The sequence below is a fragment of the Vibrio sp. OPT46 genome (assembly GCF_015163535.1).
Lineage (GTDB): Bacteria > Pseudomonadota > Gammaproteobacteria > Enterobacterales > Vibrionaceae > Vibrio > Vibrio alginolyticus.
This window is the reverse complement of sequence record NZ_JADDYG010000517.1, coordinates 18,862-39,147: the sequence shown is the minus strand read 5'-3', so window position 1 is coordinate 39,147 and position 20,286 is coordinate 18,862. Positions and strand designations below refer to the sequence as shown.

Here is a 20,286-nt window from a genome sequence, read left to right as displayed (position 1 = left end):
GCTGCGCTAGATGATCGTTTTGGTGTCGGTAAAGTGAGCTCTCGTATTGGTCTTCAATCTGACGCACATTTATTTCGTCAGGATACCAATTTGTATCAGGAGATCGCAGCTCTGAATGAGGTTGAAAAACGTCACTGTATTCTTGTTGATGAGTGTCAGTTCTTGTCGAAAGAACAAGTTTATCAACTTACTGAAGTCGTTGATAAGTTGCATATTCCAGTATTGTGTTACGGCCTTCGCACCGATTTTCTAGGCGAACTTTTTGAAGGCAGTAAGTATCTATTATCTTGGGCAGACAAGCTGGTTGAGCTCAAAACAATCTGCCATTGCGGCCGCAAAGCGAATATGGTTATTCGTACCGATGAACACGGCGTGGCAATTAAAGAAGGCGATCAAGTTGCGATCGGCGGTAACGATAAGTATGTCTCCGTATGCCGCCAACATTACAAAGAAGCACTCGGTAAATAAGCCGTATTGATACAGAAAAGCCACCGAACTTGGTGGCTTTTTGTTGTCGGTTAGAAAAAGTTAGACTAAGTCAAAACCAAACCGCTCGAGTAAAACCTGGTAAGAAGATTCGACTTGCTGAGGGATGTTCTGCTCGGTTTGAAATCCTTTCTCTGGATAGCTTTTTACGCGAGAGAAATCTTCCATTAGTGCTTCTAGCACCATCATTAATGGCATGTCTTCATTAATGTATTCAAAAAATGGAAGAGCCGCAGAGCTTACTTGGAGCTGAGTGTAGGGTGACTGCCACTGTTTTTCAAATGTCGCGATTGCTCTACGCTCCATAAACGGTTTTTGTACCAGAATAAACGAGGAACACTGTTTTCCTTCCTCTTTTAATCGTTGCTCAGTAAAGCGAACATTTTCTCCACTGTTTGTGGATTCAGTTTCGAGCAAAATTGCTTCACTTGGAACGCCCGACATCTTTGCAATCTCGGCAAAGGTTTCTGCTTCGCTTTTTTCAAACAGTCCATCTGTGAAGCGACCTTCACCCCCTGAAAATACAATCAAAGGTGCCAACTTTTGGTGGTAGAGCTTGGCAGCGTGCTCCGCTACACGCACATCATTACTGCACATCACAAACAAACAGTCCGCAGGCTTCAGTTTATGTTTGAGTTGCATGTAATCCCAAAGCGTTTCTATATGTCTATAGAGTCTCATAGCGCATCCAAAGTTGAATTGAAGTGAAATCGATAACCAAGTGAGAGTAGTTTGTCAGCAAGAATACGCTTGTCAGCTTGCTCTGTGACGGGTGGAAGAGGTATCTCACTTCCGATTTTGTTTATGGCAGCTTGGTAGAACTCAGCCTTGCTGACAGTATGAGGTGTCGTAACGTTAATGACTTGGTTGCTTAAATTGCCTAAGGCAAATTTCGCAGCCGAGACAGCATCATCTTGATGAAGCATATTAGCTGGTGCTTTACGACTAACTTGTTGAAGCCTTGCTGCAAAGCGAGATGGGTGTCTATCTGGCCCGATTAATCCGCTACAACGTAGAATAACAAAGTTAATATTCGAGTCGATAACATGCTGCTCTGCTTGAAGCATAATACGTGCATTGTCAGAGAAATAAGGGCTTTCGGCTGCTAAAGAGAGTGACGCGTCAGCTTCTTCCATATCGGAAGCAAGGTTAGGGTAAACCGTGGTAGAGCTGATCATGAGAAGTTTTTCAACGTTGTTTTGCTTAGCTGCGTTGGCAAGTATTTGCCATTGCTGTGCATATTCTTGACCGCGTCCTTTACGAAATCCTGGAGGAAAAGCACCGATAACGTGCGTAATTTGATGCTGTTTGAGCAGCTCATCTAGCCGTGCTGTGGCGTTCAATTGATTGAAATCGAACAATGCGGAGTGAGTTAATGAGGTGGGTAACTCTTTTAATCGAGTTTGGCTACGACGAGTGACGACAACATAGTGTCCATCTTTCATCAATGTTTCTGCTAGCGGAGTTCCGAGCCAGCCTGCACCTACGATCAATGTATTTGCCATTTGGGTCTTCCTACTTACTTATGTCTGCCCGAATAGGTTGAGCAGTTCTGCTTTGGCTTGTTGATGGAGGGGATCTGAATGCCATTTCTGGTGCTGAATAAGGTCAACATTGACTTGCCAAGCCAGTTTTGTGAAATCATCCCCAACTTTTTTTAATGTATTAGGTGAATACGCGACTAAATGCTGTGGTAGAAAGCACCAACCAAACCCTTTATTCGCCAATTCCAACAAAATATAGTAGTTATCAGCGTACCAGATATCTGGGCTAAATGCTTGATTGAGACCACATGGCTCTGCACTTTTGGATCGTATGACCAATTGACGATGTTGTTTTAGTTGATCAATGTGAGTGATTTGCTGCTTTGCTAAAGGATGCGTTGAAGAGACATAGACATCAAATGCAATATTGCCAAGATTGGTGAAATCGATGTGCCTTGGCATTTGTAAATCACTCAAAATAATCCCAGTCGTGGCGCGTTCCGACTTAACCAATTCAATGATATCAGGGCTTGATGCCGTTAAGCATTCAACTTGTAAGTGTGGAAAGCGTTGCTCTAACTTCTTTAGCACATCCGGCAAGCGAGTCAGAGGAATCCCTTCATCAATAGCTAAGACTAATTTGTTCGTTGGCGTGGAAAAGAGCTGCGATGCCCTATTGTTTAGGCGGTCGAGTTGGCTGATTGTTGCTTGTGCATAAGGTACGAGCGCGAGGCCATTCTCAGTTAATTTAGGGTACCTGCCTGATCGATCAAAAAGCTCAACGCCACAGTCGATCTCCATATTCATGATGTGCTGGCTCACTACAGATTGAGCTCGCCCCAGTTTTCTAGCTGCTCCTGAAAATGATCCTGCTTCTGATGTAGCAATAAAAGCTTGCAGTTGTTCGATGGTAAACATATCGCTTAAACCGATGGTATCTAACTTTTGGTTATCTAAATAATAGATAAAATTCTAAGCATTGAGTAGAACTATTTGGACAGAGAAATATGACTCGTAACGAACGAATTTTTCATGCAGTACTTTTTGAGTTAATCGCACTCGCGATTATTGTACCAGCGGCTTCATTGATCACTGGAAAGGGCTCTAGTGATCTTGCGTTGGTTGGGGTCGGGTTGAGCATGTATACCGTGATATGGAACTACATCTACAACTTGTACTTTGATAAGTGGTTTGGTGGCAATCGAGCTGAGCGAAGTTTAGCGATGCGGCTTGGACACACTGTTGGTTTCGAGGGAGGATTGATCTTTATCTCTCTACCTGTGATTGCCTGGTTCTTAGAAATTACGCTTCTTCAAGCTCTGATGCTGGAAGCCGGCTTCCTCGTTTTCTTCCTATTTTATGCTACTGGTTTTAACTGGTTGTATGACAAGGTTCAACCATTTAGCAAAATGAAAAAGCGATTATTGCCGCAGGCATCGACAGGAAAAATATAGGACTAAAAAACGCCACCGAGTTCGGTGGCGTTTTTTGTTCAAATTACACAGACAAAACTCTTAAAATCTTATCTGCATGTTCTGCAACTTCAATGCCTTCGTCTGTTAGATAACCACCGTCAGGCTGTGTACAAAGTTGCTTCTCATATAGACGAGCAACGGCTGCCTGCATTTCTTCTGACGCGTCTGTATGAACTTTAATACCAGTTGCAGCACTACTTAGGTCGAACTGAAGAAGTAGATTCAATTCGGCGATATGTTCAGCTGAATATTTCATAAATGATTCCTTTGCGCTTTTTTTACCAAGCTAGTCTGAAAAGTAGCGTTGGGCAACATTCAACGACAAGAAGTGTTAAGTATGGCGCTATCAGGCTGATATAACGCAGGATCTTTGTTCGAAAGGCCGAATACTTGTTAAGTATCAATGATACTTACGGTAGCGAATGATAGGCGCTATTTATTGCTTGATCTCCCAATAACAACGATTTTAGTAAACACGCCAAATAGCACTTGAAAAAATAGGGAAATAGAGCGATTATCCGCGCCTCTTTAAATGTTTCTAAATGTTACACCAGAATGAACTTTAATCAGTTTGACTCACTATTACCGCCACAAGCTGCGGAACGCGCGGCTGAAGTGGGGGTAGGCAAAGCAACGAAAGCTCCAATCAAATCTTTTCTGCTCGCCATTTCTGCGGGGCTTCATATTGGTATTGCTTTCATCTTCTATACCACAGTAACGACAGGCGCAGGCGAGCTGCCTTGGGGCATTACACGACTCATTGGTGGTCTGGCATTTAGCCTTGGTTTGATTTTGGTGGTGGTTACTGGCGGCGAGCTTTTCACTAGCTCTGTGCTAACACTAGTTGCGCGTGCGAGTGGAAAAATCTCTTGGCAAGCACTTATCAAAAACTGGTTGGTGGTTTACTTTGGCAATATGGTTGGGGCCATTTTGCTCGTGGCCTGTATGCTAGTTACCAAGCAATATATGTTTGATCATGGCCAAGTTGGTCTTAACGCGATGGCGATCTCCCAACACAAATTACATCATGGTTTCTTTGCTGCTGTTGCGCTTGGCATTATGTGTAACGTATTAGTTTGTATTGCAGTTTGGATGACGTTTAGTGGGCGAACATTGACAGATAAAATAGCGGTCATGATTTTGCCTGTGGCTATGTTCGTGTCGGCAGGTTTTGAGCACTGTATTGCGAATATGTTCCAAGTTCCTATGGCGATTGGTATTAAGTACTTTGCGCCAGAAGCGTTTTGGCAAATGACAGGGGTAGATATTGCAAACTACGCGGACTTAAACATGATGGGGTTCATCGTAAACAACCTAATTCCTGTTACGATAGGAAACATTATTGGTGGTGGCGTATTTGTTGGCATGTGGTATTGGATGATTTATCTACGCGATGAAGATAACCATTTGCGATAAGTTTAGAAGATCACAAGAAAGGCGAACCAGATGGTTCGCCTTTCTTTTTATTTGTCTCTGCAAATGCCAAATAAGTCGAGTCATGCTAAATCAACTCTTCGTTGATGCCAAAATCGGTTGGGAGCCAATGAGAAGTTACTTCCTTTGGTTCTTGAACTAGCCAATCCAGAGGTGCATCGGACAGGAGTTCATCGTAATTTTCTTTGATCATTAAGACATCCATGTACGTCTCTCCAAGTTTGTGGTCACTGCCTTTACTTTAAAATTAGAACATGTCAGTCACGTGATCAATGCATGACGATTCGATTGATCACTTATGTTGCTATGTTTCTGGTTGCGTATAGGTTTTGGGGGCTTATCCACATTTTCTGTGGATAACCTGTATCAAAGGTCGTGCGTATCTAAACTTACAAAGAAAATTTCATAAAATTAGAGGCTTATATCAAAAAGAATTCTACCTGACTTTTCATCTGAAAGCGTCTTGATGAGTGCTCGAAGAATAGTTGAGTTATTCAGTTATAAGTACGTTCGACTTGGCAACATAAGTTGTTTAACGGGCTTTACCCACAAGCGCCAACTAACCGTGAGTTTTGGTCGATTCGGGTTGCTCGATTTTTATCTTGATTCGGCCTTCTTTGGTTTGTACCCAGCGCAGTGTCATTTCTAACGTTATGGTTACGGAGGCACTCAACATAACGAAAATAGCCAGCATAATTACTAACTGGTATTTAATCGCAACCATCGGGCTCGCGCCACCTAGAATTTGACCGGTCATCATACCCGGTAAGGTAACCAGCCCTGTAGTGGCCATAGAAGCTAAAGTCGGGGCAAGGGACTTTCTAAGAGCCTCCTGAATGAAGGGGAAGGATGCGTAGCGAGGAGAGGCTCCAAGTGAGATTGCAGCCTCATATTCTGCTTGTCTCTGCTCAAAAGCCGTAAACAAATTCTGAAGAGCGATGATATTACTACTCAAGCTGTTACCCAATAACATACCAGCAAGTGGGATCATGTACTGCGCATTGTAAATAGGGGATGGTTGCACTAAGCCTGCTGTAATTGCTATCAGAAGTGGTATTAGACCACAGGTAAGGCCCGTTAGTAGCGGAAGCATAAGTGGTTTTTTAGGTAAGCGAGCTTTTCCCGCAATTGAGCTGGCACCAATCAGTAGCATGATGGCAAGCCAAAGTATATTGACAAGTAAGCTGTTTAATTGAAAAAGATATTCTAAATACACGCCAATCAATATGAGCTGAAGTGTCATTCGGATAACACTGATTATGGTGTCTTTTGCTATCCCTAATTTGTAGCGGGCATTGATAAAGAAGGGGACCAATAAAATCAAACCAAACAGTGCCAGTTTGACCCAGCTTATATCCACCACGTTATCCATAATCGCTCCTTGAAAATACGCGAATAATTGTATCTAAGCCTCCCCTTTATATGAACCACTATGTGCACTTTTTGCTGTTCTTAAAGTAAACCTTGAGTGCTATTTTAGACATTAATACGCAGCATTCTGTTTACAAGTGGTTATCTTTTTCGGAGTTTTTAAGTCGATTTATGGCATGGTAATTACGATTTAAATGTGATCGATGTTTCTTAAATGTTGGTTATTTAACAACTCCTTAAAAGACTTATTTTGTCACATCTGTTCATGTTTTTTAATAAATAACATCAATCCATCATATCTCTGGATGAGCTCAAAAAAGTGTTGAATTACAAGGTCTGAGGTCGCTTATTTGATTGAACCCTACTATTAGTATGGTCTAACATTTTCCATTAGAGATTGTAAAAAACTTAAGCTTGGTTACGCGGGCTTTTCAATAACACTAGATACAAAATAGGCAAATGTATGAGTGATGTTAATAAAATTGAGAGTGGTGAAAAACGCTCCCTGGAGTGGAAGTCGTTCCTCTTCATTGCAGTTGTTCTCTTCCCAATTCTGAGTGTGGCCTTTGTTGGCGGCTACGGGTTCATCGTTTGGATGTTGCAAGTCTTCTTCTTTGGACCTCCAGGCGCGCACGGCATGTAAGCCAGTGAGCTCATAACCACACTTTTGAAAAGATTTTAAGAGAGCAAATAATGAAATCATTAATCATTAAACTGTGGCGTACCATGACGCGCCCAGCTGTACATATCAGCCTAGGTGTGCTGACTATGGGCGGCTTTATTGCTGGTGTTATCTTTTGGGGTGGCTTTAACACCGCTCTAGAAGCAACCAACACAGAAGAATTCTGTATTAGTTGTCACACAATGCGTGACAACGTGTACGTTGAGCTACAAGAAACGGTGCACTGGAAAAACCACTCTGGTGTTCGTGCTACCTGCCCTGATTGTCACGTTCCACATAACTGGACAGATAAGATCGCTCGTAAGATGCAAGCTTCCAAAGAAGTATTTGCACAAGTATTTGGCAACTACGACGAACCGGGTGTGTTCGAAGAGCGTCGTATCGAACTTGCTAAACACGAATGGGATCGTTTCTCGGCAAACAAATCTCTGGAGTGTAAAAACTGTCACAACTACGAATCGATGGATTTCGAGCAAATGTCTCCAACCGCTCGTATCCAAATGAAGCAAGCCGCTGAGAAAGATCAAAGCTGTGTTGACTGTCACAAGGGTATTGCGCACAACCTACCAGCAGGCATGGACAGCATTGGCGGTATCGTGGGTGATCTAGAGGGTATGACTTCTAACACGGATTACGGCGTTGGTCAGCAACTCGTGAGCGTTCGTCACCTACCAATTTACTTTGATGCGCAAGGCAGTAAAGAAGCTGGTCTTCTTAATCCTGCATCGACCGTTAAAGTTCTTGAAGACAAAGGCGAGTTTGTTGAGATCGAAATTGACGGTTGGCGCAAAGCAAAAGGTTTTGGTCGTGTAATTCAAGAAGACTTCGGTAAGAACATTGCGACTGCGTCTCTGATGAAAGAAGCAGCAACAGACAGCAACATTGTGACGACTGGTGAGAAAAAAGTGGATGAGCTAACAGGCCTTCCTTGGGAAAAAGTAGCGGCGAAAGTATGGATTAAGAAAGAGTCTATGCTGAACGACATCAATCCTGTTTGGGAAAAATCTCGTGAAGCCTACAAGACCAATTGTTCTGTATGTCACACTCAACCTGCGGAAGCGCACTTCGACGCGAACACCTGGCCAGGTATGTTCGACGGTATGTTGGCGTTCGTTAACCTAGATACAGACAGTGAAGCACTGATCTTGAAGTATCTACAGAAACACTCTTCAGATTATGCTGAAGGTCACCACTAATAAGCGTCGGATTGGAGTAATTTTAAATGGCTATTACACGAAGAAGTTTTCTTAAAGGTGTAGCAACCACAAGTGCAGCGTCAGTAATTGGTCCTAGCTTATTGGCGTCCGCCTCTGCAAATGCCATTGAGACGACAGGTACTTGGAAAGTAACCGGTTCTCACTGGGGCGCGTTCCGCGCCCACATCTACGCGGGTAAAGTTCAAGAGATCAAGCCGCTAGAGCTAGACAAAAACCCAACAGAAATGTTGAACGGCATTAAGGGTATTATCTACAGCCCTTCACGTGTTCGTTACCCAATGGTTCGTCTAGATTGGTTGAAGAAACACAAATACAGCGCGGATACTCGCGGTAACAACCGTTTCATCCGAGTAACTTGGGATGAAGCGCTAGACTTGTTCTACCGTGAGCTAGAACGTATTCAAAAAGACTACGGCCCATGGGCGCTGCATGCAGGTCAAACAGGTTGGAACCAAACGGGTTCATTTAACAACTGTACCGCGCACATGCAACGTGCAGTGGGTATGCACGGCAACTTCATCACGAAAGTAGGTGACTACTCGACGGGTGCAGGCCAAACCATTATGCCTTACGTGCTAGGTTCAACCGAAGTTTACGCACAAGGTACGTCTTGGTCTGAGATCCTAGAAAACTCTGACAACATCGTTCTTTGGGCTAACGACCCAGTGAAAAACCTTCAAGTAGGTTGGAACTGTGAAACGCATGAGTCGTTTAAGTACCTTGCACAACTAAAAGAAAAAGTGGCGAAAGGTGAGATCAACGTTCTATCTGTAGACCCAGTGAAGAACAAAACTCAGCGCTACTTAGAGAACGATCACTTGTACATCAACCCGCTGACAGACGTAGCGTTCATGCTCGCTGTGGCACACGTGTTGTACAACGAAAACCTGTACGATAAGAAATTCATTGATACTTACTGTCTAGGCTTTGAAGAGTTCATTCAATACGTTCAAGGTAAGACAAAAGACAAAGTAGAGAAGACGCCTGAATGGGCAGCAGCGATTTGTGGCGTGAAAGCGGACAAGATCCGTGAATTCGCACGCATGCTAGTCAGCGGTCGTACACAGATCCTAATGGGTTGGTGTATCCAGCGTCAAGAGCACGGTGAGCAGCCATACTGGGCAGCGGCTGTGGTTGCTGCAATGGTTGGTCAAATCGGTCTACCTGGCGGTGGTATCTCTTACGGTCACCATTACTCAAGTATCGGTGTGCCTTCTACTGGTTTCGCGGGCCCTGGTGGTTTCCCTCGTAACCTTGACCAAGGTATGAAACCGAAGTGGGACAACAACGACTTTAACGGTTACAGTCGTACTATCCCAGTTGCACGTTGGATCGACTGTCTGCTAGAACCTGGCAAAGAGATCAACTACAACGGCGGTAAAGTGAAACTGCCAGACTTCAAGATGATGGTTATCTCGGGTTGTAACCCATGGCACCACCATCAAGATCGTAACCGCATGAAGAAAGCGTTCCGCAAACTTCAAACGGTTGTAACGATCGAGTTTGCTTGGACTGCAACATGTCGTTTCTCAGATATCGTTCTACCGGCGTGTACGCAATGGGAACGTAACGACATCGACGTATACGGTTCATACTCGAACAAAGGTCTGATTGCGATGCATCGCCTCGTTGATCCATTGTTCCAATCTAAGCCTGATTTCCAAATCATGAGTGAACTCACTCAGCGTTTTGGTCGCCGCGAAGAATACACTCGTGGTATGAGTGAGATGGAATGGATCGAAAGCCTTTACAACGATTGTAAAAAAGCGAACGAAGGTAAGTTTGAAATGCCAGAATTCAACGAGTTCTGGGAGAAGAGCGTACTAGACTTCGGTGAAGGTAAACCTTGGGTTCGTCATGCGGACTTCCGTAAAGACCCTGAGCTGAATCCACTAGGTACGCCGTCTGGCTTCATCGAGATCACGTCTCGTAAGATCGGCCGTTACGGTTACGAACACTGTCAAGAGCACCCAATGTGGTTCGAAAAATCAGAGCGTTCACACGGTGGTCCTGGTTCAGATAAATACCCATTCTGGTTGCAGTCTTGCCACCCTGATAAGCGTCTGCACTCTCAAATGTGTGAGTCTGAAGAGTTCCGCGCGACTTACGCGGTACAAGGTCGTGAGCCGGTTTACATCAACCCAGCGGATGCCAAAGCAAAAGGCATCAAAGATGGTGATTTGGTACGTGTATTCAACGGTCGTGGTCAGCTATTAGCTGGTGCTGTTTTGACTGACAGCTACCCACGTGGCGTTATTCGTATCGAAGAAGGTGCGTGGTACGGTCCTCTAAACGAGAAAGAAGGCGCAATCTGTACCTACGGTGATCCTAACACGCTAACGCAAGACATCGGTTCTTCTGAGCTTGCACAGGCGACTTCTGCGAACACATGTATCGTAGACTTCGAGAAGTTCACAGGTAAAGTGCCGCCAGTCACTTCATTTGGTGGTCCGATCGAAGTTGCTTAATTAGTGCAGTTTGCATAAATCCAAATACCAGCCTCAGGGCTGGTATTTTTTTATCAAAATTTCAGTGAGCGTTGTCTCAATAGTAACTTCATAACGTTAAACGAGACTGGTATTCGTGATGATGGTAACGAATTGGGTGAGACAAGCAGGAGATAATGCGCCAAGCTAAACAATAATAATTAAGTGAGTAGACTCTTTATGGCTCAGAGCATTCAATTAGCAAATCACACTGAGATCACTGTGAGTAACAATGACTTCCAAGTTGAAGTCGAAGGTAATCAATTACATTTTTCTTTTGCTGGCCTTCACAATAAAACCTTTACGGACCGTGAAGTGTTATTCGAAATGCCGTTTTTGTACGAGCACGAGGCCAACGTAATTGGGGATGGTTTTCAAATGTTGGCGCAAACGGCGGGAACGATCAATCACCCCGTTGATATTGGTCGCTGCCCAGACAATAATCCTTCTTATCGAATCTACCCTAAAGATGCCCCTAAGCGTTATTACAACTATTTAGTGGTGGAAGGTTCAGCGGGCTACACATTATTTGGCTTCACATCATGTCATCGCTTTGCTGGCTATTTTGATGTTGTACTGCGTGATGGGCATTGGGTTTTATCAGCCGCAATTGATGGTGAGTTGACTCAAGTGGCGGATTGGGAAAGTAATCAACTTGAATCCGTGGCGGTACTCTGTGGTCAATCACTGTCCGAGCTTTATCAAACCTATGGCGAGATGATTGCAAAGCATCATCCTGTTCGCCAAGGTGTGACACAAGATGCGCCTGTTGGTTGGTGTTCGTGGTACGCGTACTACGCAGACGTGACAGAGCAAAACATCATGCAGAACGTTGATTGCATGCAAGATAAGCTCGAAGACCTAGAGTGGGTACTTCTGGATGATGGCTATCAAGCCTTTATGGGCGATTGGTTAACCCCATCAGATAAGTTTTCTGGTGGCGTAAAAGAGCTCATTCATAGTATCCGTGCAAAAGGCAAAAAGCCGGCGATTTGGATGGCGCCCTTTATTGCTCAGCCTGAGTCGGAGATCTTCAAACAGCATCCAGATTGGTTTGTTCGCCACAAGGATGGTGGTTTACTTAAAGCAGAAGATGTCACATACGGTGGTTGGCGATGCACGCCTTGGTACATACTCGATACCTCAAACCCAGAAGTACAAGACCATCTGACGAATGTAGTCTCTGTCATGAGACAAGAGTGGTGCGTTGAGTTGTTCAAGCTAGACGCGAACTATTGGGGCACCTTAAAAGGTGTTCGTAAACAATCTGGTATTACAGGCGTTGAGGCGTATCGCTTAGGAATGGAAGCGATTGCCAAAGGCGCTGGTGATGCTTGGCTTTTAGGTTGCAACGCGCCAATGTGGCCATCTCTGGGGCTTGTGGATGCAATGCGTGTTTCTGACGATGTAGAGCGTCATAGTCGTCGATTCGAACAGATAGCCAAAGAAACCTTTTACCGTAGTTGGCAGCATCGAAAATTGTGGCAAATTGACCCGGATTGCGCCACGTTCACTTCATTAGCTAATCAATCTGCATCCAGAGAAGAGTATGAATTTCATCGCACGGTGTTATTAGCGAGTGGCGGTTTGCTGCTGTCTGGCGACCCACTCCCTGAGATTACGCCGTTTGCTAAGAAGACACTGGCTAAGCTCATGTTACGTCAACAACGTAACCAGCAATCTGCAAAGTTTACCGCTTTGAGTTTAAATCACGCGTTTTTAAAACTAACGACGAAGAATGACCTCCATTGTTTGTTTAATTATGCGAGTTACGGAGCGATGGAATTTACGCTGACGTCTGATCAACCGGTGGACTGGTATGATTACTGGACAGGGGAAAAGCTAAACCAAGAACCTTGCCAGTTGTTAATGGTGAGCGTGGATAAAGGGCTCAATGCGAAAGCGATCGTTACAGCATAACGTGAAGTAAATCGCCTAATACCAAGATCAAGAAAGGAGCCTATTGCGGCTCCTTTCTCGTTTTGATGCTCTGGGCGTTAGAACTCGAATAAAAAGTAATACCCGTATCCAACAATAAACGCAGGAATGGACGAGTAAATAGTCGCGACCAAAGCAGCTTTCGGTGCCATTGCAATGGCGGGGAATAGGGCGTCACCATCGTTAGAAATCGCATTGGCCAGTTGCGCAGAAAGTGGCGCTGCACCAGAAATGTATAGGCTAGTGACTAAAATTTGCGGACCACAACCAGGCAACATACCAATGGCTAGGCCAGCTAATGGCATCCAAATTCCCCAATGAGAAAAGGTTTCTACAAGGTCGAGTCCAGAAAAATAGGTCGTCAGCTCAAACGCCAGAAAAGCAACGATCACCCAAGCACTGACGAAATTCGTATCTTGTGCTGCTTTTTGAATCGGGTGTGAGTCCACTATTTTTTCATCTTCAGAGACCGTTGACTGATAATCGCCAAGTTCTTTTGTCATCGCCCATAATGACATTGTGATCACTGCAAAGATAGCGCCCAGCCATTCAATGGTGTTGGCTTTTAAAGATAGCAACTGATTAATATCTATTTGGAAAGACATTAACACAGCAACGACACTAGCAGGCACAATAAGCCATTTCCAAAATGCGCCTTGTAGATTGATTGCACGTTGTTCAAGGGGTGTGTGTCGGTCTGTCTGGTGTTGGCAGTAAGCATGTGTCTGAGGTGCTTCTTTTGGTTCTGGTCGCAGAAAGTTATCAGCATGAAAAGCATTAACGACCAGCCCTGAAAGAGTACCCACGATAATGCCTAATCCAACCACGCCTAATCCTACACTTGGCTTGGCGGCAAGAAGTAAAAAGGCAGCGTCACCCATTGTTGAAGTAAGTACCGCGACAATCGCACCAAATCCCACTCGGCCACTAATAAATTGCGTTGTCACAACAATAGCGCCACCACAGCCAGGCAATGCGCCCAATAAAGAAGCAAAGAAAACCTGATGATTACGCGAGCGATGGTATAGCTCGGTAATTCGATTGGTTTTCGACATAAAGTTTGAAAGATAATGATAAATAGCCAATGTGGCAGCAACATAGCATGACACCGCCCAGAATGAGTCGGATAGCGTCTGTACAGCAACGTCACGTGTATTTTCATTGCCTAGCAAAATGAGCATGACGATAGGGATCAGCAATCGCTTATAAGCTAAACGAAACTGAGTAGGCTGAAACAACTGTTGTGCAGAGTGTAATAATTGGGTCGCGTTCATCGTTTACTCAAATGCAAATAGGAATAATTATCATTATATGTAAATGAGATTTATTCGCAATAGCATTGTGAACTTTTCTTCGTGTCAAACTCTCTGAAATCAGGTAAAGTATCGGCCTTTGTGAGCAAACACGCCCTAATTAACTGTATTAGGCGGCGTATAAAATTGACTTGAATAGGAAGAAACATGATTCTAGTTGTAGGTCATAAGAACCCAGACAGTGACAGTATTTGTAGTGCACTCGTTGCAACTGAACTTCTAAAAGCGCGTGGCGTTGAAGCTATGCCAATTCGCCAAGGCGAAATCAACCGTGAAACTCAGCACATCCTAGAAGTTGCTGGCGCTGAAGTTCCTGAGCTTCGCACATCAGTTGCGGGTGAGACCGTTTGGCTAGTAGATTACTCAGATCTAGCACAAGCACCAGACGATATCGCAGAAGCTGAAATTGCGGGTATTGTTGACCACCACCGTCTAGGTGACGTGATGACAGTAAACCCAATGGAAGCATGGATCTGGCCTGTTGGTTGTACCAACACTGTTCTATTCAACATGTTCAAGATTGAAGGTCACGCGATTACTCCACAAATTGCTAAGCTAATGATGTCAGCAATTCTATCTGACACAGTAGGTTTTGCTTCTCCAACTTGTACACAAAAAGACAAAGATGCCGTTGCTGAACTAGCGGCAATCGCAGACGTACAAGATGTTGACGCGTTCACTAAAGATCTTCTAATTGCTAAAACAAACATCGAAGGTCTATCAGCGGCTGAGCTTGTTGAGAAAGACCTTAAAGGTTACCCATTCAACGGTCGTGACGTAGTGGTTGGTCAGGTTGAACTTGCAACTCTTGAGCAAGTTGACGGTATGATCGAAGCACTAGAAGCAGACCTAGAATCTCGTTGTGAGAAAGATAACCTAGCGTTCGCTGCTGTAATGCTAACAGACATCACGACTGCTCAAACTCGTCTTCTATACAAAGGTGAGTGGGCTGAGAAGCTTGTTAAGCACGAAAAAGACGGCATGCTAATGATGGAAAACACGCTAAGCCGTAAGAAGCAAGGTTGGCCTTGGCTTCAAACTGAGCTAGCTTAATTTTCTAGCATATACTTTAAATGCCCGCCTAGCTGCGGGCATTTTTCTATGGGAAATAGGAGACGAATATGTCTGAGCAACTGACCCAAGAGCAGATGGATACCATTAATCGCTACAACGAAGAGCAACGTTTAAAGTACTGCGTAAAAGAGATTGTGGCGAATCGTAAGGTTTGGATTCTGAAAGACGAACATGGCTGTGTCATGTTAAATACAGAAGATGATGATTGTGTACCAGTATGGCCAAACGAAGAATTTGCTTTGCAATGGGCGAATGGTGATTGGGAAGATTGCGAGCCTGAGGCGATCTCTTTAAACAAGTGGCACAGCCGTTGGACCTCTGGTCTAGAGGATGACGAGCTATCGATTGTTGTATTCCCAAATCAAAATGAAGAAGGGGTCGTATTGTTTCCTGACGAGTTTGATTTTGAACTGCGCAAACAAGCGAGCCGCCGTTAGTTTTTTGATTAGTACCCATGCAATAAAGAAGCCTGCGTTAAAGCAGGCTTCTTTATTGCACGATTACATCTTTGATAAGCTATTTTGTTTGATGGCTTGGCGCTTTATAAAAGTGGCTTTCGACTAGTCGTTGAGTAATAGGATGCTCGGGATGAGTCAATACTTGGTTGGTCTCGCCAAACTCGACCACTTCACCTTCATGCATCACCATCACTTTATCAGTAATATGCTTAACAATGCCAATATGCTGAGACACGTACACAAATGACAATCCCATCTCTTCTTGCAACTCGAGGAATAAGTTAATGATCTGCGAGCGCATTGCCATATCCAAACCGTTTAACGCCTCATCAGCGACAATGATGGAAGGTTGAAGAATAAGTGCACGAGCCAAACACACGCGCTGTTTTTGACCGGCAGCTAGCATTTGTGGATAAAAATAGGCGTGCTCAGGCAGCAATCCTACGCGGAGCAGGGTGTTCTTTACACGCTGCATGCGTGCATCTGGCGGCATGTTGGTATTTCGCTTTAGCGGACCTTCTAAAATACGACCAATCTGGATTCGTGGGTTTAACGATGTGTTTGGATCTTGGAAAATCATGCGGATGAGCTTGCAGCGTGTCGCGTAATCTTTGTGCTCCAATCGTTCGCCATTCACACGGATCTCTCCGGAGCTTGGTTCAACAACGCCAGCAAGCATACGAGCTAGTGTGGATTTTCCTGACCCGTTTTGACCAATAAAACCAATAGTTTGTCCTGGCTCTAAAGTAAAGCTTACCGGTTTAACTGCCTCATTAACCTGACGTTTGAACAGACGGGAGCGCGTAACAAATTGCTTCGATAAATTATCGACTTCAAGTAACGCACTCATGACTTTTTCTCCGTGTTCAATGGAAAGTGACAGTTAAATTTATGATTCTTAATTCGTCTGGTGTGTGGAATTTCTACACATTGTTTCTGCGCATACGGGCAACGTGGTCCGAGGCGACAACCGATAGGCAGATGCTGCAATGGCGGAATCGAGCCCGGTAGGGATTGGAGTTTTTGCTTGTGTGGTACCCAATCATTAAAGTCAGGCATCGCTTTAAGCAAGGCATCGGTGTACGGGTGCTTGGGTGCCGCAATGATTTTACTGGTATCGGCAGACTCCACCGACTGACCACAATACATTACCGTAATACGCCCTGCCCACTGTGTTATGGTCGCTAAGTCGTGGCCGATAAGCAAAATGGTTGTGTTATTAAGTTGGTTCATGCGGCTCAACAGACGCAAAATTTGCGATTGAGTAATCGGGTCTAAGTCGTTGGTTGGCTCATCTGCGATCAGCAACTTTGGTTTGGTCGCTATCGCCATGGCAATCATGACTTTTTGACACTCACCATCAGTCAGTTCATAAGGGTAGCTACCCATTAAACGCTTGTGATCTTTAATACCCACTTTATGCAAAAGCGCGATGGCCTGTTTTTTACGCCATTTAAATCGCTCCCACCATTTCCCTTCAAATGCGCGAGATGGAATGGATTCAATCAATTGACGCCCGACTTCCTCTGAAGGGTCAAGACAAGTTGAAGGCTCTTGGAAAATCATCGCAATATCACGAGCAATGACGCGCCGACGCTCTTTTGGTGTAAGCTGAAGCAAGTCAATATTGCCAAGGCGCATACGGTCTGCGGTGATGCGCCAGTTATCTTTACTTACCCCGACAATCGCTTTTGCAACTAAGCTTTTCCCTGAACCAGACTCACCTACAAGACCACGAATTTCGCCTTCGTTCAAAGTTAGGCTCATTCGGTCAACGGCTTTGACCAACCCTTGAGGTGTTTCGATCTCAATGGTCAAATGTCGAATATCTAACAACGGCATTATTCGATCCCCGCATTAAGCGCTTGACGTACACCTTCACCTACTAAGTTTAGGGTAATAACAGTAAACATGATGGTCAGGCCGGGTAGGGTCACTGTCCAAGGTGCAATATAAATAAGCTCGACAGAGTCACCTAATATTGCTCCCCACTCGGTGCTTGGTGCCTGTGCGCCTAGGCCAAGAAAACCCAGTGCCGTAATATCTAAAATCGCAGCAGAGAGCGCGAGTGTGATTTCAGCGGCAATGACCGTCAGAATGTTAGGAAGAATTGAACTCCACAGTAAGTAGAAATCATTAGCGCCATCAAGGCGTGCTGCCATTATGTAGTCTTTTTCAACTTCGGTGTGGACTGCGATATAAACGGAGCGAATAAAACGCGGAATCAAAGCCAAGCAGATTGCGAGTAAAATATTGAACCCACCAAAGCCTAGAAATGCCACAAAAATGATTGCTAATAAGAGCGACGGGATCGACATGACGGTATCGAGCAAGTGGTTGAGAGTACTCGAAAGTAAGCCTTTCGTCATACCTGCCAATACGCCAATTAAACAGCCTACAACGGCAGCAATTGCGGTGATGGCGACAGCAGCGCCAAATGTTAGCTGAGAGCCCATAATCAGGCGCGAAAGAATATCTCTACCTAAGTCATCGGTCCCCAAAAAGTAATCAACCGTTCCTGCTGGGGCCCATGATGGCGGCACAAGCAACTCACCTGACTGTGCTTGGGCGTCAAATGGTGCAAGTAGGGGGGCAAAAATGGTAATAAGGACGATAAACACCAAGCACCACAAGCCAAACATGGCTAGTCCGTTGGCACGGTAGCTTCGCCAAAATCGCTCAAACTGAGTTGGAATGCGTTCTTCCTGATAAACGTTATTTGTTAGCATACCATTCCTTTCGAACTAAAGGGTTAATCATCGCGCCAATCAAATCCGAGAGAATGTTAGCGGTAAGAACCAAAGTCGCAAGTACCATCACGCCAGCTTGGATAGATGCATAGTCTTGGCTTGCTAGCGCATCTAAAAGCCAACGACCAATACCTGGCCAGTTAAAAATAGACTCCGTGATGATAGCTAAGGTAATCATACTCGAAAGTTGAACACCAACTTTGGGAATGATAGGCGGTATCGCATTCCGCAATACATGTTGAGTTACGATTTCGCGGTTAGAAAGACCTTTGATTCTCGCTGCACGGATGTAGTTTTGGCTCATCACTTCCGCTACCGAGGAGCGCATTAGTCCGACAACCTGGGTGGTTGGAGCCAAAGCGAGCACCAAACATGGCAGTACCATATGCTCAATAACGCTTTGCAGTGCGTGAGCGCGGTATTCGCCTTTCGCCATGAATGCGTCGATAATGGCAAACCCGGTTACATGATCAATTTCGTAAAGTAAATCATACCGTCCCGCAACGGGAAAGAGTTGGTATTCCAATGAAAAGACCATGATAAGTAACAGAGCTACCCAAAAGATTGGGGCGGAATAACCAGACATTGACATGAATGAAATGCTGGTATCGAGCCATTTACCTTGCTTCATCCCAGCCACGGTTCCAAGTGGAATGCCGATCAAAAGGGACACCAAAAAGGCAAAGAAACACAATTCCAAAGTGGCTGGGAATACAACGGCGAGCTCGTCGTAAATCGCATTGCCGTTTTTACTTATGCCAAAATCGAGTTGAGAAAGGTTGATCAAGTAAGTTTGCCAGCCAGACCAAAAATCAACGTTTGCCCAGTGCGAGAGAGGGTCAAGGCGAAGCAGAGAAAAACCCACTAATGTAAGGATCATCAAAGTGATGATAAATAGGTTAAAGCGTCGAACGGTATACCAAAACATCAGTGAATTCTCTCAACTCTATCAAACGGTTGGGCATTGAAAGGGCTTGATTTGAAGCCTGTCAGCGATTTGTCGTGCACACGGAACTGCACGCCATGCGCCAGAGGAATAACCGGGAACTCTTGATTCAAAATGTTCTGTGCTTGGCGATATAGGTTCAAACGGTAACGCGGTTCTTGAGTTTCTAACGCCAAATCGAGCAAGAAATCGAAGTCATCGTTACACCACATGGACACGTTAAGGCCAACGCGGTCAGACTCGCAAGATAATAAAGGGCGGAAAAAGTTGTCAGGATCCCCGGTATCACCAATCCAACCTGTTAAAAGTAAATCGATATCGTTGATGTTCTCCAAATCCACACGTTCAAACCTATCATCGGTAAGTAGCGTTAATTTAACCCCAATATCGGCAAAATTCGCTTGGATTAGCTCCGCGGTCTTGCGAGGGCTTGGGTTAAAAGCACGTGGTTCAAGTGGTATCCACATGGTCAATTCTAGGCCGTCTTCGTAGCCTGCATCTCGAAGTAGTGCCAATGCATAATTCCGGTCATAACGAATTTTTACACTGTCTTTTTGATAAGCCCATGAATTAGGTGGTAGCAAGGTATAAGCTTGGGAGCCAGTTCCGTAGTAAACCGAATCTAAAATATTTTGACGGTTGATCGCTAAGTTAAGAGCTTGGCGAACTCGAGCATCACTCAGCGCGGTGGTTTCTGTGTTTATCGCAATAAAGGAAACGTTGTTAGCTGGTGTAGCCGTCAGCTCAAGGTTGTCATTTTCTTGAATGACAGGTATTTGGCTCGAAATAGGTGAAGAGAGTACGTCACACTCGTTTCTTAAAAGTTTAGCTAATGTACCCGTGCCTCTGTGAGAGATATCGAACACCACTTGTTCCATTTTTGCTGGTGACTTCCAGTAATTAGAATGACGCTCTAATCGAATCAAATCGTTCACTTGGTACTCTTTTAATTGATAAGGGCCGGTACCGATAGGAAGTTGGTCGATTTCTTCTTTATGATCTTTTGCTGCCAATTGCTGTCCGTACTCCGCAGACAAGATAACCGCATGGCTGGTGGCAATATTGGCCAAGAAAGAAAAGTTTGGCTGAGATAACGTAAACCTTACCGTATGCTCATCTATTGCAACCACGTCTTGGAGTAGGTTTTGAAAATCTAACCCTGCAAACCATGG

At 44.7% G+C, this 20,286-nt stretch carries 21 protein-coding genes; 9 read left to right on the top strand and 12 right to left on the bottom strand.

Going from position 1 to position 20,286, the window contains the following annotated elements; all coding sequences use genetic code 11:
- A partial coding sequence (locus IQR33_RS21145; protein ID WP_193844023.1) for a thymidine kinase occupies positions 1 to 468 on the top strand: 468 nt, incomplete at its 5' end.
- 60 nt (positions 469 to 528) lie between these two features.
- Here the strand turns inward: IQR33_RS21145 and IQR33_RS21140 are convergent.
- From IQR33_RS21140 to IQR33_RS21130, 3 genes are read right to left on the bottom strand one after another with little or no spacing between them, the layout of a single operon-like run.
- Positions 529 to 1,167 (bottom strand): YdcF family protein, encoded by a 639-nt coding sequence (locus IQR33_RS21140; protein WP_104978978.1) that lies wholly within the window; start codon positions 1,165 to 1,167, stop codon positions 529 to 531.
- Positions 1,164 to 1,991 (bottom strand): NAD-dependent epimerase/dehydratase family protein, encoded by an 828-nt coding sequence (locus tag IQR33_RS21135; protein WP_025766873.1) that lies wholly within the window; start codon positions 1,989 to 1,991, stop codon positions 1,164 to 1,166. Before IQR33_RS21135 ends, IQR33_RS21140 begins: the two co-directional genes overlap by 4 nt.
- A gap of 18 nt (positions 1,992 to 2,009) precedes the next feature.
- Positions 2,010 to 2,888, bottom strand: a complete 879-nt coding sequence (locus tag IQR33_RS21130; RefSeq protein ID WP_005378151.1) for a LysR family transcriptional regulator — start codon at positions 2,886 to 2,888, stop codon at positions 2,010 to 2,012.
- Positions 2,889 to 2,977: 89 nt separating this feature from the next.
- On the opposite strand from IQR33_RS21130, the gene IQR33_RS21125 reads away from it, so the two are divergent.
- Positions 2,978 to 3,424, top strand: a complete 447-nt coding sequence (locus IQR33_RS21125; protein ID WP_005378150.1) for a PACE efflux transporter — start codon at positions 2,978 to 2,980, stop codon at positions 3,422 to 3,424.
- Positions 3,425 to 3,467: 43 nt separating this feature from the next.
- Here the strand turns inward: IQR33_RS21125 and IQR33_RS21120 are convergent, their stop codons facing one another.
- Positions 3,468 to 3,701: a TIGR02647 family protein gene (locus IQR33_RS21120; RefSeq protein WP_005378148.1), complete on the bottom strand. Its 234-nt coding sequence runs from the start codon at positions 3,699 to 3,701 to the stop codon at positions 3,468 to 3,470.
- A gap of 299 nt (positions 3,702 to 4,000) precedes the next feature.
- Here IQR33_RS21120 and focA point away from each other — a divergent pair, with 299 nt between their 5' ends.
- The gene (gene focA / locus IQR33_RS21115; protein WP_054577945.1) at positions 4,001 to 4,861 is read left to right on the top strand and encodes a formate transporter FocA; all 861 of its coding nucleotides are present in this window, start codon (positions 4,001 to 4,003) and stop codon (positions 4,859 to 4,861) included.
- An 85-nt stretch (positions 4,862 to 4,946) separates the two neighbouring features.
- On the opposite strand, the gene IQR33_RS35215 is transcribed toward focA, so the two are convergent.
- Both IQR33_RS35215 and IQR33_RS21110 read right to left on the bottom strand, forming a co-directional pair.
- Positions 4,947 to 5,072: a hypothetical protein gene (locus IQR33_RS35215; protein ID WP_254903806.1), complete on the bottom strand. Its 126-nt coding sequence runs from the start codon at positions 5,070 to 5,072 to the stop codon at positions 4,947 to 4,949.
- 366 nt (positions 5,073 to 5,438) lie between these two features.
- Positions 5,439 to 6,251 (bottom strand): ABC transporter permease, encoded by an 813-nt coding sequence (locus IQR33_RS21110; protein ID WP_047100766.1) that lies wholly within the window; start codon positions 6,249 to 6,251, stop codon positions 5,439 to 5,441.
- 462 nt (positions 6,252 to 6,713) lie between these two features.
- Between IQR33_RS21110 and torE the strand changes: the two genes are divergently transcribed.
- From torE to IQR33_RS21090, 4 genes are all read left to right on the top strand, one after another.
- Positions 6,714 to 6,893: a trimethylamine N-oxide reductase system protein TorE gene (gene torE / locus IQR33_RS21105; RefSeq protein ID WP_005378141.1), complete on the top strand. Its 180-nt coding sequence runs from the start codon at positions 6,714 to 6,716 to the stop codon at positions 6,891 to 6,893.
- A 50-nt stretch (positions 6,894 to 6,943) separates the two neighbouring features.
- Positions 6,944 to 8,128: a pentaheme c-type cytochrome TorC gene (gene torC / locus IQR33_RS21100; protein ID WP_005378139.1), complete on the top strand. Its 1,185-nt coding sequence runs from the start codon at positions 6,944 to 6,946 to the stop codon at positions 8,126 to 8,128.
- Between the two features lie 26 nt (positions 8,129 to 8,154).
- A complete protein-coding gene (torA, locus tag IQR33_RS21095) occupies positions 8,155 to 10,617 on the top strand; it encodes a trimethylamine-N-oxide reductase TorA (RefSeq protein WP_193837448.1) in 2,463 nt (820 codons plus the stop codon).
- A 198-nt stretch (positions 10,618 to 10,815) separates the two neighbouring features.
- On the top strand, positions 10,816 to 12,555 hold the full coding sequence (locus IQR33_RS21090) for a glycoside hydrolase family 36 protein (protein WP_193837447.1): 1,740 nt from the start codon (positions 10,816 to 10,818) through the stop codon (positions 12,553 to 12,555).
- Positions 12,556 to 12,632: 77 nt separating this feature from the next.
- Here IQR33_RS21090 and IQR33_RS21085 read toward each other — a convergent pair whose 3' ends face one another.
- A complete protein-coding gene (locus IQR33_RS21085) occupies positions 12,633 to 13,847 on the bottom strand; it encodes a putative manganese transporter (protein ID WP_193837446.1) in 1,215 nt (404 codons plus the stop codon).
- 186 nt (positions 13,848 to 14,033) lie between these two features.
- On the opposite strand from IQR33_RS21085, the gene IQR33_RS21080 reads away from it, so the two are divergent.
- Positions 14,034 to 14,939, top strand: a complete 906-nt coding sequence (locus IQR33_RS21080) for a manganese-dependent inorganic pyrophosphatase (protein WP_017634678.1) — start codon at positions 14,034 to 14,036, stop codon at positions 14,937 to 14,939.
- 68 nt (positions 14,940 to 15,007) lie between these two features.
- Positions 15,008 to 15,397, top strand: coding sequence for a DUF2750 domain-containing protein (locus tag IQR33_RS21075; RefSeq protein WP_005378129.1), 390 nt, complete (start codon positions 15,008 to 15,010; stop codon positions 15,395 to 15,397).
- 79 nt (positions 15,398 to 15,476) lie between these two features.
- On the opposite strand, the gene IQR33_RS21070 is transcribed toward IQR33_RS21075, so the two are convergent.
- The 5 genes from IQR33_RS21070 to IQR33_RS21050 form a co-directional block, all read right to left on the bottom strand.
- Positions 15,477 to 16,268, bottom strand: coding sequence for an ATP-binding cassette domain-containing protein (locus IQR33_RS21070; protein ID WP_005393308.1), 792 nt, complete (start codon positions 16,266 to 16,268; stop codon positions 15,477 to 15,479).
- Positions 16,265 to 17,260 (bottom strand): oligopeptide/dipeptide ABC transporter ATP-binding protein, encoded by a 996-nt coding sequence (locus tag IQR33_RS21065; RefSeq protein ID WP_005378126.1) that lies wholly within the window; start codon positions 17,258 to 17,260, stop codon positions 16,265 to 16,267. The genes IQR33_RS21070 and IQR33_RS21065 overlap by 4 nt, the downstream gene beginning before the upstream one ends.
- A complete protein-coding gene (locus IQR33_RS21060; RefSeq protein ID WP_005378123.1) occupies positions 17,260 to 18,147 on the bottom strand; it encodes an ABC transporter permease subunit in 888 nt (295 codons plus the stop codon). Before IQR33_RS21060 ends, IQR33_RS21065 begins: the two co-directional genes overlap by 1 nt.
- Positions 18,134 to 19,096: an ABC transporter permease gene (locus IQR33_RS21055; protein WP_005378122.1), complete on the bottom strand. Its 963-nt coding sequence runs from the start codon at positions 19,094 to 19,096 to the stop codon at positions 18,134 to 18,136. The genes IQR33_RS21060 and IQR33_RS21055 overlap by 14 nt, the downstream gene beginning before the upstream one ends.
- Positions 19,096 to 20,286 (bottom strand): ABC transporter substrate-binding protein (locus tag IQR33_RS21050; RefSeq protein WP_193844022.1); only part of this gene is annotated, 1,191 nt, incomplete at its 5' end. The genes IQR33_RS21050 and IQR33_RS21055, both read right to left, overlap by 1 nt.